Consider the following 14,051-nt stretch of genomic DNA (forward strand, 5'->3'; position numbering starts at 1 on the left):
GGGCTCAGCCCAATTGGGAGGAGAAGTCGTTCCACGCGATGGTGAGCGCTTCCCCCGTGCTCTCATACGTCTTCTTGGCTAGGTCCGCCTGGTCGAAGAGTGCCGCGGCCGCTTGGATCAGTTCCTCTGCCCCCGTCTCCCAGGCGGCAAAGGCCCCAATGAACGCCCCCATGGCCGGGCCCTGCCAATCGTTGGGAAGCATGTACGCGAAGCCGCCGGCCCCGTCCTTGAGCGCCGTGCAGTACTCACCGAGTTCCTTGATCGACTCCACGAGCGAACCGAGCTCCGCCGGTACCGACGTGACCTCAGACATCGCTTGCCTCCCCGGTTCCTTGCGCCGGAGCGGTCACGATGGCCTCGGCGTTCAAGGCCCGACGACGCTCGCCCGGCTGGCGAGCCGAGCTCACCTTTCCTGTGCCCACGGCCCCGCCGGCGACCATCGGCGCGAGGACTGCCGCCTGGGCGGCGGCGGCTTGCGCGGCCTCTTGCCTGGCATGCAGGCGTCGACCATCGCCCACGTTCGTGGAGACCGCGCCCACCGCCTGCACCACGAGGGCATCCTCGCTTCTGCGCGAGGCAAAGCCACCGTTGAGGCCGGCTTCGGTGACGTTGTAGGTTCCTTCGCCGCCCTTGAGCTGCGCGCTCAGGCCGCTCAGGACGGCGCCGAGACCGGTGGCCTGGGTCGTGAACTTTTCCCACTTCTCCTGGAAGTCGGTGCTGTCATCCCCTATCCACGAGGCCGCGGTCACCGCGGTGACCGTGGTCTGCACGGCGGCCACATGCTGCTCGAAGGTGCTCAGCACCTGATCGAGCAACGCTGCCACTTCGCCAAGCGACTCGGCTCGTACCCTAAACGCTGTCACCGCTCCCCCTTAAGTGTTGCCATGCGCGCAACGGTTTGGAGCAACTCAGGCGCGGAACGTGCCTGCGATGGACTGCTCGGACTCCTCGTAGGAGCCGGCGGCAGAATTGAGCAGCTCGGAGATGCCCGTGAGCGATTCCTTGAGCTGGACGGCCGACTGGTCCCACTGCTCGTAGAGGTCGTTGAAGGACTCCGAGGCGGCTCCGCCCCAGTCGCCGCCCACGAGGCCGTCGACGAGCCCCTTCAGATTCTGCAGCTGCGACTCGATGGACTGCGAGCCCGAACCGAGCTGGCTGGCAACGCCGGAGAGCGATTCGGAGGTGACCTTGATGTCGGCCATGAGAGCCCCTTTCGTGGTGCGGCCGCGCCCCTGGCGGCCTGGCATCAATGTGAGTAACGCCGTTACATCACAGCGTTAGAACAAACGGTAGCCGAAACGCGCCCGCAGACCAAGCGACGCGACGACGTGTGGCGCGTCACACGCCAGGTCAGTAGCCGGGAGCCCCGGAGCACCCCTGCCCAATGGGGAACATCGCGCCGTCTTGCCCCTGAAACGCTGCAATCGTTGCGCGCCGGTCCCCTGCCGCCGCTGCATCCCTGAGCCTTCTGAGCGAGGGGCCGCCGGTCGCGATCCAGTGCCGATACAGCGGGTCCTCGATTCCGGCGTCGCCCAAGGCATGAACCGCGAGGATGCCGTCCACCACGTCGAGGAAGCGCGGCAAGACGTCCGCGCTCCCCAGCAGCCTCGGGATCAATCCCAGCGATTCGAGCAGCAGCGGGCGCAGCGCCTCACATCGCTCAGTTCTGATGTCGCTCATAACTTTCTCCTTCAGTGATGACGATGTCCATGACGGGGTTGCCCTGATGCCGACCGTGCGCTCACAGCGCTGGCACTCGGGCTTCGATCCAGGCGCCGTGCCACGCGAGGACACCGCCGCCTGGCGTGCGCCGCCCGAGCAGTGTGCGCGGAATCGACTGGCCGTAAATCTGGGCACCGGACACCGCGGTGCTCGGCGAGAGGACTAGACCCAACCTCGATCGCTTGGCCTCCGCGAAGGGCCCCGAGAACAGATTGGGCGCGGCGTCCAGGTCAGCGGCGGCGATGAACTGTGCCCTGAACTTGATCCCCATCAACGCCTGCTCAAGGGGCGTGCCCTTGAGCAGTTCGGCGTCGTCTACCAGCACGGTCACGGCCCCCTCCGGCGGCAGCAGGCCCATCATCGTGCTCGCGTCGGTATCGGTGCTCGAGATCCACGGAACGCCGAGTTCCTCGGCCGTGCGGGTGAAGGGCGAAGGCTTGCTCCCCACGACCACGAGACGGTGATCGCCCTCCGCGTGCAGCTGTGCAAGGAGCATGGACAGCGCGCTCGAACGACCCGTCCCTCGACCGCCCGCCACGCTGAAGCCGCCGTCCAGTGGCCACGCAAGTCGGAAGCCGCTCAAGGTGTCGCCGCCCACGGCAACGACTGGGCCCGCGGGGTCCCCGAGCGCGGCGGCGGGCAGCCCGAGCGCCCGCTCGAGCGAAATCGAGCCGGGCAGGGCATCCACATGGAACGGGGCGGGGACCCCGCCCGGCACCGCAGTACCGGAGGTGGCAGCCCTCCGTACCGCGGCCATGAAGGCGCCGGCCTCGTCGTGACCATCCGGGCTGAGCATGCCCCACTGCACCGTGGTGCTGTTCCCCCGGCGCAGGATGCGCCCCGGTGGCAGCTCGACCGGCAGGGACTTGAGCATGATGCCTGCGCTGCGATAGTCGCTCACATCGCGCAAAGGAAGCACGAGTTGTTCATCAACGAAGGCCGAAAGCTTGTCGGTGAGCACACCCTTGTCCCCCGTGACCAGGACGCGCATTCCCACCGCCGGCCCTTCACGGAGCAAGCGCAGCATGTCATCGCGCAGCGCCATCATGCGGTCTGCGTCCACGGCGGCCACGAGCCGCTCCCAGCCGTCGAGCGCCACGACGACGTAGGGCAGGCCCTCACCCACGCTCGCTCGCCTCCGCTGCTCCGCGATGTCGCCGGCGGCGGAGGCCGAGAGCACCTGCTGTCTGCGCGTCAGTTCCTCGGAGAGGCGCGTCACGAGGCGCTGGACACGCTGCACCTCAAGCCCACGGACCACGGCACCCGTTTGCGGAGCGTCCGCCAGCGAGAGCAAGGCCCCGGTACCAAAATCAAGCGCGTACACCTGGAGATCACGGCGGTCGAAGCGCGAGATCAGCTGCCCCAGCAGGGAGCGCAGCGCGGTGGTGCGGCCCGACCTCGCGCCGCCGATGAACAGCAGGTGCGAATCGTTGGCGAGATCGTAGGTGAAGGCCCGCTGCCGCTGTTGCGCGGGGATGTCCTCGAGGCCCACCGCCACGGCGGAACCCGGCTGCTCCGGGATCGCCGTCAAGGTGACTTCGGCCGGAAGCGGCGGAAGCCACGGCGAAGGATTGCGCCTCGCCTGCGCCGCTTGAGCGGCCGCGAGGGTCAGATCTACCAGGGCGCGCAGGTCAGTGTCGTCGTGGTCCTTCGGGCCCGAGCCGGCCGAGGTTTTCGGGGGGAAGGCGGCGGCATAGCCAAGGGAGTCCCAGCTCAACTCGGCCACCGGAGGAAGCTGCCGCTTGGCGCGGTGCGCACCTGCACGCAACCCCGCGACGCGCGCCGCTTGGAAGGCCTGCGGCGCGGCTCCCGCGCTCAGGCGGACGAGGCCGCGCCCCGGAGTCGACGCGGAGATGAACGCCGCATCGGGCGTGCCGAGGACGTCGACCGAGTCCGAGCGGTCGGTGACGCGCAGCGCCACGCGAAGATTCACGTTGGATTGCATTTCCGGGGTGATGACACCGCTGGGGCGCTGCGTGGCGAGCACCAGGTTCACGCCAAGGGAGCGGCCCACGCGAGCGATGCGCACGAGGCCGTCGATAAACTCGGGAAGCTCGGTTTTCAGCTCGGCGAACTCGTCGATGACCAGGACCAACCGGGCCAGGCCCCGGTCGGCCGCGCCTCGCGCATCCTTCGCCCACGCGGCGTCGACGTCCTTGGCACCCATGTCCCGCAGGATCTCCTCACGCCTGCGCAGCTCCGCCTCTAGCGAAGCCAATGCGCGCTCGGTCTCTTGCGCGTCGAGGTTTGTCACCATGCCCACGGTGTGCGGGAGCCGCTCGCAATCCGCGAAGGCCGAGCCGCCCTTGTAGTCGACGAGCACAAAGTTCAACGCCTCTGGACGGTTGGCCATGGCCAGCGCCATCACAAGGGTCTGCAGGAACTCCGACTTGCCCGAGCCAGTGGTTCCCGCGACCAGCGCGTGGGGACCGTCCTTGGCGATGTCCAGGGCGAACTCGCCGTCTGCGGTGGCACCCACCACGACGTAGCTCTGGCGCGGCTGGTGGGCCCACCTGCCCACGAGGGCCGCAGGGTCCTGCAGGTTGACATCCATCAACTCCACGAAGCGCACCGAGGAAGGGATCAGCGACTCGTCACCCTCGCCGGACACGTGACGCAGGGGCGCCAAGGCGCGCGCCGTCTTCTGCGCCGAGGCGAGCGAAACGCCGTCGAGCAGGACGCAAGGGAAGTGCTTGGCTTGCGTGTGCACCGTGGCCAGCGATGCATCGCGTTCGTCGATGATGACGACGCTACGGCACTCCTCAGGCAGTCGACTGCGCGACTCGTCCAGCGCCACCACGCGCACCCCAGCCGCGCCGCCCCGCGCCAAGATGCCAACCATGCCCGGGAGCGTGCGATAGCGACGGGCGCCGGCCACCACGAGCAGAATCTCGTCCTCGAGGAGAGTGCCCCTCGGACCCGATTGCGCCACCGCTTCGACGCGGGAGGAGATCTCGCGCAGCCGCTCGCGGCGGGTGTCTTCCGAGTTGCCGATCTCGACCACCGGGCCCGCCGCACCCTGCGCGTGCGGCAGCCATTGCACCCACGACCACTCGTCTACGGCGGAGTCCTCACACAACACCACGATCCTAAGGTCGCGGGGCGAGCGCAGGGTCGCGAGCTGCGTCAGCATCGAACGGGCCGTTGACAGAACGGCGTCGACCCGGCCGGCGATGCCCACGGGCCCTTCGCCCAGATCCACCAGGACCGGAGACGGAGACACGCCCACCGAGCGCTCGGCAACGCGATCGCGCTGCGATCCGCCCTCCCAGGCGACTCGGAGATCCGCCTCGCCCACGCCCACGCGCACGAGGCGCGCGTCGGCGTCGTCGAACCTTCTCTCCCAGAGCCGCGACAGCGGCGCCGTCGCGATGTCCGACAAGGTCACCGGGTCCGGGTGGTGAACCCACGCCTCGGCGCGCTGCTTCCGCACGAGGGTGGCGATGCGCTCGCGCGCGTCCTCGACGTCCTGGACCCATTCGGCCTCGGAGCGCTGGCCCTTCCGCTTGGCGAGGCGGCGATTGACCATGAAGGATCCGATCACCATGATGGGGCTCGCGGCGGCCATCAGCAGCATCACGTAGCGCTGGAAGACGATCGCCATCGTCACACCGAGCACGATCGGCATGAGCGCCGACAGCCACGGCAGGGGCGTCTTGTCCGGGTCGTCCGGACGATCCCCCGGCAGGAGGACGCCGGGGACGGGCGTGCTCGGCCGGATGCGGGACGGCCGGTTGAAGCCGAGCGATCCCGGCTCGTCCCCCGAGAGGTCCGCGTCCGAGGCGGGCACCCTGCCTACCCGAAGGATGGTCGAGCCGAGCTGCACCAGATCCTTGGGCCCCACCTCAACCCGCCCGTGAATCGGCTCGCCGTTCACGCTCACGTTCGCTCTTCCCTCCCCCTGGGAGGTGGCAGGCACAAGCTCCATGCGGGGACCCGGCCTTCCATCCTCCGGCGGCGGGAGCAAGGTGAGGGTGGCGTGGACGGGCCGCAAGAACGGGTCGGCGATACGCACCGAGGCCTCGGCGGCGTGCCCCAGTGTCTGGGTCTGATGCTCCTGGAGCCGCACCGTGGTGCCGGCAAACGGGCCGCCCACCCACTCGAGGCGCGCGGTACCCGGCAGCATGCGGTCCTCACTCGCTGGCGGCAATTCGGCTCCCGAGAGCAGTCCGGAGCCGCGCAAAGGGAGGGCTGCCGCCTCGGCGCGGCGGGCAGGGTCGCCCGTCAGCAGCCAACCGTGTTCGGATCGCTCGACGGCGGCCGGGTCCACGAGGACGAGCGGGTCGAGATTCAGCGCCTCGCCCAACTCCCCCAGCGTGGTTGCCTCGTCCACCTCCACCACGAAGCCGCGTTCGTCACGGCGGCCCGCTGTCCCGCGTCGCCCCTGGGCCGGGCGGCTCCAGCTCAAGCGCAGATCCATGAACTCTTTCCCCTCTTCTTCGCCGTGTACGCCAGCTTCATGCCCCCACGTCCTTGAGCAGTCTCTTCACTTGCCGCAGCCGATCGGTGGCGGGCCCCTGCTGCGCCGGCGGCGCGGGTGGCACGTACGCCGTCTGTACGGCCGCACCCGGCGCTCCCCCGGCCTGCACCTGGCTGCTCGCGAGTGTCGAGGACGCCGAGACCACGCTGATGCTGCCCGTGGCCAGGCCCCCCTCGGGGGTGGAGACCGTGTAGCTGAATTGGTCTAGCAATAGATCACCGCCCGCACCTGGCGCGGCGTTGGGGGTGTAGCGCAGCTTGCCCGAGCGCGCGCAGGTGAGCTTTCCGGCCGAAGGCTTTCCGCAGGCGTCCACCGTGATGCGCTCGGCTGGCTCCGGCGCGAGGAGCTCGCGTACATCGATGGGCAGCTCCTTGTCTCCGGGCAGGACCACCACAGCGTGGGCCGCACCGAGCGGGGAGGCTCCCTGTGGTGCGAAGCGAGCCGTGAGTGTGGAGTCGGCCCCGAACTCGCCGGTGTCGTCGGCGAGGGCAAAGCGCACCGTGACCGTCCCCGGGCGGGCGTCCGCCGGCGAAATCACCAAGTGCGTGCTGCTCGCGACGGCGCTTGCGCCCGCCGGATCTACGCCGGTGACCTTGATGGACACCCCGGCCCGGCATTCGGTGCAGGTGATGCCCAGATCCGAGTAGGGCACCCGCAATGGCGCGCCCGCCGTTCCCGGGTAACCCAAGGTCACTTCCTTGTCGGCCGCCGCCGGCTCGGGCGCCTCGAGTTGCACCTGATAGTCCCAGTCAAGCTCCACGCCGGCCGATCTCGCCGGAACCCGGAGGCGGAAGGGTTTGAGCTCCACCGAGTAGCGTTCCGAGATGAGTGTGAAGCCGTCCTTGGCGCACTCCCCTACGCGCACCGCCTCATCCCCCACCTTCGCGGTAGACGTCGTCACCGCGCGCCGCACCGCCGCGCAATCGGTGAACTCCCAGCCCGCCGCCGGCTCCACCTGCAGGCTGTCTTGGTAGGGGACCTCGAGCACCGCCCCTCCCGGGCCTGGATCCGTGGGCGTTGCCGCAGGTTCCGCCGCAGAGTCACCGCTTTGCGCAGCGCCCTCGGAGGCGTTGGGGTCGGGTGTTGCCGGGGGCTGGGAACACCCGGCCAGCAACGCGGCCACGACAAGCGCCAGCGTCCACCGACCCGCCCGGCTACGCATTCATTCTTCTTCCCCTTTTGCTTCGCCGTCGTTTCCCCCTCCGGCTGACTCCATTCGCTATAGTAAAGGAGATTTCAGACAGTGTGATCAGACGGGGGAAAGCATGTCGCACGACACCGCGGCGCTGGTGGGGGGCCAGCCGGGCCAGACCGACTTGGTCGGTTCCGCCGCGGGAGCGCCAGACACCAAGCGCCCGCTCGAGAGCGGGCGCACGGTTCTGCCCGAGCTCGAGGAAGCCTCCGACAAGCGCCGCCCGTGGTGGAGACACCCCGCGCTGGTGGTGTCCGTCATCCTGACGGTGCTCAGCCTCGCGGCCGCGGCAACCCTGTACGTCCTTCAGCTCTCCTCCCCCAAGGCAACACCCGTCACCGACCTCTCCATCACCGTCTCCGAGGCGACCGTTCATCTGAGCTGGAGCGGCGGAAGCGAGCGCTACTCGCTCTACAGCGTGGACGGGCAGGGCAAGGCCGTCGATCAGTCGGTGTGGATCCGCGGCGCGGGAGAGGCCTGGATACCCGCCGCTTCGGGCGCGTACGAGTCCACCTCCTGCTTTGTGGTGAGGCCCTCCTCGGTGACCGGCGGCGTGTCGCTCGGGAGCCAGGAACTCTCCGACCAGGGCGGGCAGCGCATCTGCCTCGACGGATGAGGCGCCAGCCTCGCGCGCGTGGCGTGAGCGTTCGCCGGCTCGCCTGCATGTTGCTGGCGCTCGGGGCAACGTCCGCGTGCACCGCTGCCCCACCGGAGACTCCCGCCCCCTACGAGGGGGTGGACGCGTCGGCGTACTCCTCCGTCGATCCCCGCGACAACGGCGTGTGGCTCCTGCGGGACTCCGCCCTGCTGACCTCTATCGTCGAGGCCGCAGCACAGGCCACCACACTGAGCGTCACGGGCACCATCACCGAGCGGGTCAAGCGCGGCAAGAAGGGCGACGAGAAGATCGTGGATGGCCGCACGATCGACCTGAGCCTCACCAAGAACGGCTCCTCCTGGCAAGCACGGATCAGCGCGGGCAAGGTCAGCGTCAACCTCATCGTGGTGGGACAGGACGCGTACGTGAGCGGCAACGTCGCCTTTGCGCAGCAAGCCAAGCTCCCCGAGGCGGCCAAGGGCTTCGTCTGCCTCTCCAAGCAAGACGAGGCGGTCACCGCTTGGGAACCGCTCACCGATCCCGCTGCCCTCCTGCGAGGCCTGCTGCTTGAGGTTCCGACTCAGGCCTCGGCACCCGCTCCAGGCAAAGGAACCCCCGAGACCACACTCGTGTCACTTGGCGCCCCCGACGAGCCGCTCGGCCAGCTGGTGGTGGAGGCGAGCGGCGCCCCTGTGCCGCGGTCCCTCAAATTGGCCGATGAGCATGCGCGGGTACAGCTGAGCATTGAGCCAGACGCCACCCCCACGCCCGCCCCCGCCTCGCCGGAGGTCCCGTGCTCCTAGGGGCCTCCCGTCCGAGCTGAACGGCAGGGACAACGAGAGGCGCTCGGGGGCAAAACTCGTGATCCCTGAACCATGAATCGCCGGGGCCCAGCACCTTCACGACCGCCGCAGCGTCCACCGCCAAATACCCCTTGTACACGCGAGTCGTGAGCGAAGCCGAAACCAGCTCGTCTTACCCGGGCGTACGCACCGCGCCCAACAGCACCGCCCAACAAGCAGCCTCCAATGCGGAGCGAAACTCCACCTTGCTCTCCGCGAATGGACGATAGCTAGTGTCCAAGAGCGTGGGATACACCGCGGCCAAGCGCGCCCTCGGCCACATCCCCAGCCCACTCACGCAGGGATGCCACCTCAATCCCGGCCTCATACCCCGCCAACAAACCGAACACGGCCCCCGTCCGCGCTGACATCGCGTCATTGGCAGCCGCACACTGAAACCGTGACTCTGTCGAATCCGCGTACGAGTCCACATGAACCCGTCGCGGAGCGACGAGCTATCGTGTCGCCACTAAAACGTCCTCCCCCAAGACCTCCCAGCCCGCCCCCACTACTCGGCCGGCACCCGCCGGTCCCTCGGCACACGAACCATCTTTCGCCCGGCTTCTCCATCCAACGGCAGGGATCAGCCCTGGCCGCCCGGCCGGAAGGCCCACCGCAACCAGGTCACGACCGAGCGCCAGGAGTAGCGCTGGCGCAGGCGCTGCCAGCGGCTCTTGCCGCCGCGCAGCTCGCGGCGCACGCCCTTGACGCTCGCCCACACCTCATCCACGTCGGCCCGTTGCGCTCCGCGCGGCGCGAACGAGAGTTCGTCGGCGCGGCGGGCCAGCACGGCGAGGCCGCCGCTCCCGGCGGCCTCGGCCACCTCCCGGCGCGTCTGCGCGCGGTGCACGCCCACGCCGGCATCGATGGCCTCGTCGCGCGCTTCGTCCCACGCGCCGGAGACCGTCAGTTCCTTGCGATCCCGGCGGCGCCGCGCCCTCCGGCGCAGCGCCTCGATGAGTGCGAGCACCCACAGAGGTGAGGTCAGGATGAGCAGAGAGAGCCCCACGCGCCAGGTCCACCACCACACGGCCTTGAGCAGCACGAGCCATGGATCCGGCTCGGGCTGCGGCTGTTGCGGCGACTCGTCCATGCGCGGCGTGATGGTGTCCTCCTGCCGCGGGGTGTCAGGCGGCAGCACGGTGCGGGGGCGCGCGATGGCGTCCTCCGTTGACTTCTTCTGCTGCGTGATCTCCCGCGGCTCCGGGTTGGGGTCCACCGCAAGCCAGCCGCGCTTGGCGTCCTGAATCTCCACCCAGGCGGTGAGCTCGGAACCGCTCATGCGCCCGTCGGCGTTTCCATCCACGAACCCCATCACCACGCGGGCGGGGAAGCCGATCTCCCGGGCCAGCAGGGCGAAGGCCGTGGCGTATTGCTCGGCATCGCCGACCATGGGCTTTTCCTGCGCCAGCAGATTGAGACGCTCGGCCGAGTGACCCGAGAGCGAGAACACCTCGTCGTCCTCGCCGTGGGAGACGCCGCCGGCCAGGAGGTAGTCGAGGGCGCTCTGCAGCTGCGCGCCCGGGGTGCTCTGGCGGGCCCAGGCGGCGCGGGCGGCATCCACGAGCTGTTCCGGCAGCTGCACGAGGTCCGGCTGGTAGGCCGAGCCCGGGCTGAGTTCCCCGAGCCCCGCGCGCAGGGGCGTCTGCCCCTCCACGGAGCTGAAGGAGTACCGCAGGCCGGACGGGGCCCCGTCCTTGATGACGGCGGCGTCGAGCGTGCGGTTGAAGTACAGCCGATCACGCAGCTGAGCCGGCAGCGAGATCTCGCTGAGCTCGCCGGCGACCGGGAGCCACTCGCCCACCGGCTGCTCGAGCACCACGTCGACGTTCCACGCCGCCGCCGCGTCGCGGGACACGCCCGCGGGCAGGCGCGTAAAGGTGCCGGCGGAGCCGGCGTTGCCCGTCTGCATCGCCACACCGTTGTACTCGTCCATCACGGCGACGCGCAGCATGGCCCCGGCCGGAAGCCCCTTGACCTGGGCGACGGTGGCCTCGGCCTCCTCGCCCGTCACGTAGTGGCGGTAGCCCTGCAAAGGCGAGACCTGCCGCTGCACCTCGTACTCGGGCTGGAAGGCGGCCCGCAGCACCTCGCGGCGCTCGGGCAGGAGAGTCTGGGCGAGCGCCGTGCCGCCCACGGCGCAGACGAGCGCGAAGCCGACCCCCGCCACGGTGCGGCGGGCGGCGCCCGCGCGCAAGCGGCGCGTGTGCTGGGGGTCGATGCCCATGACGGGCGGGCGCAGGGCGAGGACCCACCCCAGCGCCACCACCACGAGCGCGGCACCCACCTCGAGCGGGTGGAAGCCCACCCGCGCGCCGAAGACGATGCCGTAGAGCAGTAGCAGGGCGGGGCCAAGCATCACGAGCCAGCGGCGGCCGGAGCGCGCGCCACGCCACGCAAAGAAGCCGCCGACGAACACGAGAACAAAAACGGGCACGAGGACCGCGTCGTAGCCGCCCAGCGGCGGATCCACGGAGAGCACGTCCACCCACGCCCCCACGAGCCCGGTGACGAAGGTGCCGAGTCCGCCCAGGGACGGCAGCACGTGGCCAATGGCTTGGCCGGGCACGGCGAGGGGCACGGCCACGAGCAGCGCCGCCGCCACCGCGACGACACTCTGCAGGTACCAGGGCCAGCGGCGCAGCCCGGTCAGGAAGGACACGAGCAGCCCGGCGAGCCAGGCGCCACCCACCGTGACAAACAGGAAGGGCGTGTCGTAGAGCCGCCACGACGGAGCGATGGCCACGGCGAGCAGGGCCGTGCCGAAGAGCAGATCCCGCACCACGCTGACCACGCGGCGCTCGGAGCGCCGGCGCTGGCTGGCCCGGTTCACGATGAACTCCCCTTCATGAGCGCGAGGCGCAGGTCCTCGAGATAGCCGATCCGTACGACGTCGAGCCCCGCCACGTCTTGCATGCCGGGCGTCTGGCCCGGATTGCACACGATGGCCATGGTCTGCACGCCCAGCGGGAAGCGCTGGGACCAGCTGCGCAGCTCGCGCATGCCTGGCTTGCTGCCCACCACAAGGAACACGATCGAGATGCCCGGCACCGTGGCCGAGGCGAGCGAGGCCAGCTCGCCCACGCCGATGTCGCCGGAGTCCCACTCGATCTCACTCAGGCCGTCCAGCAGGCGCTGCGGCGAGACCGTGGGAACCGAGGTGGGCTCGCGGGCCGGCAGATCGCCCGGCTCCCGCGCGGGAGGCGAGGTCACCACGGTGATGTCGCGGCCGTCGCGGATGGCCCGCAGGCCAAGCGAGGCGGCGGCCGAGATGCCCATCTCGAACTCCTCTTCGCTGTTCCACGAGGAGTCGTCGCGGCCGAAGGCGACCACGAGGTGGCTGCGCCGCGTCTCCTCGAACTGCCTCACCATGAGGTCTCCCGTGCGGGCCACGGCCTTCCAGTACACGTGGCGCGGGTCGTCGCCCGCGCGGTACTCGCGCAGGGCATGGAAGGAGATGTCGGAGGCCGTGAGGTCGTTGGTCGGATTTCCCTCGAGGTCGCGGACGAAGCCCGTCGACGTGGGCGGCAGGCCGACGGTTTGCGGGTGAACGTAGACCTCCTGCACCTGCGACCATTCGGCGCGGCGGCGGAAGAGGCCGATGGGATCGCCGCGCACGGTGCGCACGGGGCCCACACGCACCACACCGCGGTGCTCGGCGGGAACTGCCACGTCGCGGCCCTCGCCGGCCCGGCCGGGCGGCGGGAGTTCGACGACGCGTTGGCCCACCACGATCTCCACGCGGGTGGCCCACAGGCGCACCCGGGAGCGGTCCTGCAGGTGCACGCTCGCGCGCACCGGCTCCCCCACCCGCGTGCGGGTGGTCTCCACCGTCAGCTGCACGTCGTAGCGCGGGCGGCCGATGAGGAAGAGCAGGGACAGCGCCACGGTCACGAGGCCAACGCAGCCCACCGCGATCAGCTCGGCCCACCCGAAGACGCCCCCGAGCAGGAACGCGACCGCCGTCGCCGCGACGAGACCCCAGCCGGCCGGCGTCGTGGTGCCGCGGACGGCGGCGCGGGCGCGGGCCAGCCTCCGCCTCCAGCGGTGGAGGAAGCGCGCGAGACGACGCACCCAGCGCGGGCGGCGGGCCCCGGTGGGCACCGACGTCGTGTACTGCGTGCGGTACGTCGTGGTGTCGGCGGCTTCGCCGCGCGCACGCGTTCGCGTGCTGCCGCGCGGCGCGCTGTCGACGGAGGGCGGCTTGGCCATCAGACCGGGGTCCGCTCGGTGGGCGGGGCCACGTCCAGGAGGATGCGGCCGATCACGGACGCGGCGGACACGCCGTCGAACTCCGCCTCGGGGTCCAGCACAAGGCGGTGCGCCAGCACCGGATCGGCCAGCGTCTTCAGGTCGTCCGGGATGACGTAGTTGCGCCCCTGCACGGCCGCCCACGTCGTGGCGGCACGCACGAGGGCGAGGGCGCCGCGGACGGACACACCGAGGCGCACCTCGGGCGCCTGGCGCGTGGCCTCGACGAGGCGCGTCGCGTAGTCGAGCAGGGCGTCGTCGACGTAGGGCATGCGGGCCAGGGCCGCCATCTCCTGCAGCGTGCGGGTGTCCACCACGGGGTCCAGCTCCACGTGGTGGCTGCGGATGTGGGCGTTGCGCAGGATCTGCTTCGTGGAGGAGGGATCCGGGTAGCCCAGGGTCGTCTTCATGAGGAAGCGGTCCAGCTGGGCCTCGGGGAGGCGGTAGGTGCCCGCCTGCTCCACGGGGTTCTGCGTGGCGATGACCATGAACGGATCCGGGACGCGGTGGGTCACGCCGTCCACCGTCACGCGCCCCTCCTCCATGACCTCCAGGAGCGCCGACTGGGTCTTGGGCGAGGCGCGGTTGATCTCGTCCGCCAGCAGGATCGTGGAGAAGACCGGGCCGGGGTGGAAGCTGAAGACGCCCTTCGACTGGTCGTACACGCTCATGCCCGTGACGTCGCCCGGCAGCAGGTCGGGTGTGAACTGGATGCGGCCGGCCTTGCCGTCCACCGACTGGGCGATGGCGCGCGCCATGGAGGTCTTGCCCGTGCCCGGGTAGTCCTCCAGGAGCAGGTGGCCGCCCGTGATGAGGGTCGCCAGGGCCAGCCTGACCACGTGATCCTTGCCGAGCACCACCTGTTCGATGTTCTCCGCCAGCCGATTGAAGAGCTGGGAGAACCAGGTGGACTGCTCCGGGGTCAGCACGGGGCCTCGGGGCTGCGGGGTGCTCGTCATGGCTGGG

General features: G+C 70.2%; 11 protein-coding genes. 2 read left to right on the forward strand and 9 right to left on the reverse strand.

Annotated elements, in window-relative coordinates:
- Positions 1 to 4: 4 nt before the first annotated feature.
- The 6 genes from DWB68_RS05335 to DWB68_RS05360 all read right to left on the reverse strand — a co-directional run bounded on the left by DWB68_RS05335 (position 5) and on the right by DWB68_RS05360 (position 7,190).
- A complete protein-coding gene (locus DWB68_RS05335) occupies positions 5 to 313 on the reverse strand; it encodes a WXG100 family type VII secretion target (protein ID WP_119424113.1) in 309 nt (102 codons plus the stop codon).
- Complete coding sequence (locus DWB68_RS05340; RefSeq protein ID WP_119424114.1) at positions 306 to 863, reverse strand: WXG100 family type VII secretion target; 558 nt, start codon at positions 861 to 863, stop codon at positions 306 to 308. The genes DWB68_RS05335 and DWB68_RS05340 overlap by 8 nt, the downstream gene beginning before the upstream one ends.
- Positions 864 to 908: 45 nt before the next feature.
- Complete coding sequence (locus DWB68_RS05345) at positions 909 to 1,202, reverse strand: WXG100 family type VII secretion target (RefSeq protein WP_158588214.1); 294 nt, start codon at positions 1,200 to 1,202, stop codon at positions 909 to 911.
- Between the two features lie 148 nt (positions 1,203 to 1,350).
- Positions 1,351 to 1,680, reverse strand: a complete 330-nt coding sequence (locus DWB68_RS05350; RefSeq protein ID WP_119424116.1) for a hypothetical protein — start codon at positions 1,678 to 1,680, stop codon at positions 1,351 to 1,353.
- Positions 1,681 to 1,741: 61 nt separating this feature from the next.
- A complete protein-coding gene (locus tag DWB68_RS05355) occupies positions 1,742 to 6,130 on the reverse strand; it encodes an FtsK/SpoIIIE domain-containing protein (RefSeq protein ID WP_158588215.1) in 4,389 nt (1,462 codons plus the stop codon).
- A gap of 49 nt (positions 6,131 to 6,179) precedes the next feature.
- Complete coding sequence (locus DWB68_RS05360; protein ID WP_119424118.1) at positions 6,180 to 7,190, reverse strand: Ig-like domain-containing protein; 1,011 nt, start codon at positions 7,188 to 7,190, stop codon at positions 6,180 to 6,182.
- 277 nt (positions 7,191 to 7,467) lie between these two features.
- On the opposite strand from DWB68_RS05360, the gene DWB68_RS05365 reads away from it, so the two are divergent.
- Entirely contained in the window at positions 7,468 to 8,010 is a 543-nt protein-coding gene (locus DWB68_RS05365) for a hypothetical protein (RefSeq protein ID WP_119424119.1), read from the forward strand.
- A gap of 23 nt (positions 8,011 to 8,033) precedes the next feature.
- Positions 8,034 to 8,795, forward strand: a complete 762-nt coding sequence (locus DWB68_RS05370) for a hypothetical protein (RefSeq protein ID WP_147391591.1) — start codon at positions 8,034 to 8,036, stop codon at positions 8,793 to 8,795.
- A gap of 622 nt (positions 8,796 to 9,417) precedes the next feature.
- Here DWB68_RS05370 and DWB68_RS05375 read toward each other — a convergent pair.
- The 3 genes from DWB68_RS05375 to DWB68_RS05385 are packed head-to-tail and all read right to left on the reverse strand — an operon-like array spanning position 9,418 to position 14,044.
- A complete protein-coding gene (locus DWB68_RS05375; protein WP_119424121.1) occupies positions 9,418 to 11,667 on the reverse strand; it encodes a transglutaminase-like domain-containing protein in 2,250 nt (749 codons plus the stop codon).
- The gene (locus DWB68_RS05380; RefSeq protein WP_119424122.1) at positions 11,664 to 13,046 is read right to left on the reverse strand and encodes a DUF58 domain-containing protein; all 1,383 of its coding nucleotides are present in this window, start codon (positions 13,044 to 13,046) and stop codon (positions 11,664 to 11,666) included. Before DWB68_RS05380 ends, DWB68_RS05375 begins: the two co-directional genes overlap by 4 nt.
- The gene (locus DWB68_RS05385; RefSeq protein ID WP_119424123.1) at positions 13,046 to 14,044 is read right to left on the reverse strand and encodes an AAA family ATPase; all 999 of its coding nucleotides are present in this window, start codon (positions 14,042 to 14,044) and stop codon (positions 13,046 to 13,048) included. The genes DWB68_RS05380 and DWB68_RS05385 overlap by 1 nt, the downstream gene beginning before the upstream one ends.
- Positions 14,045 to 14,051 lie beyond the last annotated feature (7 nt).

The sequence above is a fragment of the Galactobacter valiniphilus genome (genome assembly GCF_003575975.1).
In the GTDB taxonomy this organism is placed as follows: Bacteria; Actinomycetota; Actinomycetes; order Actinomycetales; family Micrococcaceae; genus Galactobacter; species Galactobacter valiniphilus.

What these genes read in the sequence shown, in the direction of transcription:
- DWB68_RS05365 (WP_119424119.1), top strand. Translation starts at nt 7,468, where the DNA reads ATGTCGCACGACACCGCGGCGCTGGTGGGGGGCCAGCCGGGCCAGACC.
- DWB68_RS05380 (WP_119424122.1), bottom strand. Translation starts at nt 13,046, where the DNA reads ATGGCCAAGCCGCCCTCCGTCGACAGCGCGCCGCGCGGCAGCACGCGA.
- DWB68_RS05350 (WP_119424116.1), bottom strand. Translation starts at nt 1,680, where the DNA reads ATGAGCGACATCAGAACTGAGCGATGTGAGGCGCTGCGCCCGCTGCTG.
- DWB68_RS05345 (WP_158588214.1), bottom strand. Translation starts at nt 1,202, where the DNA reads ATGGCCGACATCAAGGTCACCTCCGAATCGCTCTCCGGCGTTGCCAGC.
- DWB68_RS05335 (WP_119424113.1), bottom strand. Translation starts at nt 313, where the DNA reads ATGTCTGAGGTCACGTCGGTACCGGCGGAGCTCGGTTCGCTCGTGGAG.
- DWB68_RS05385 (WP_119424123.1), bottom strand. Translation starts at nt 14,044, where the DNA reads ATGACGAGCACCCCGCAGCCCCGAGGCCCCGTGCTGACCCCGGAGCAG.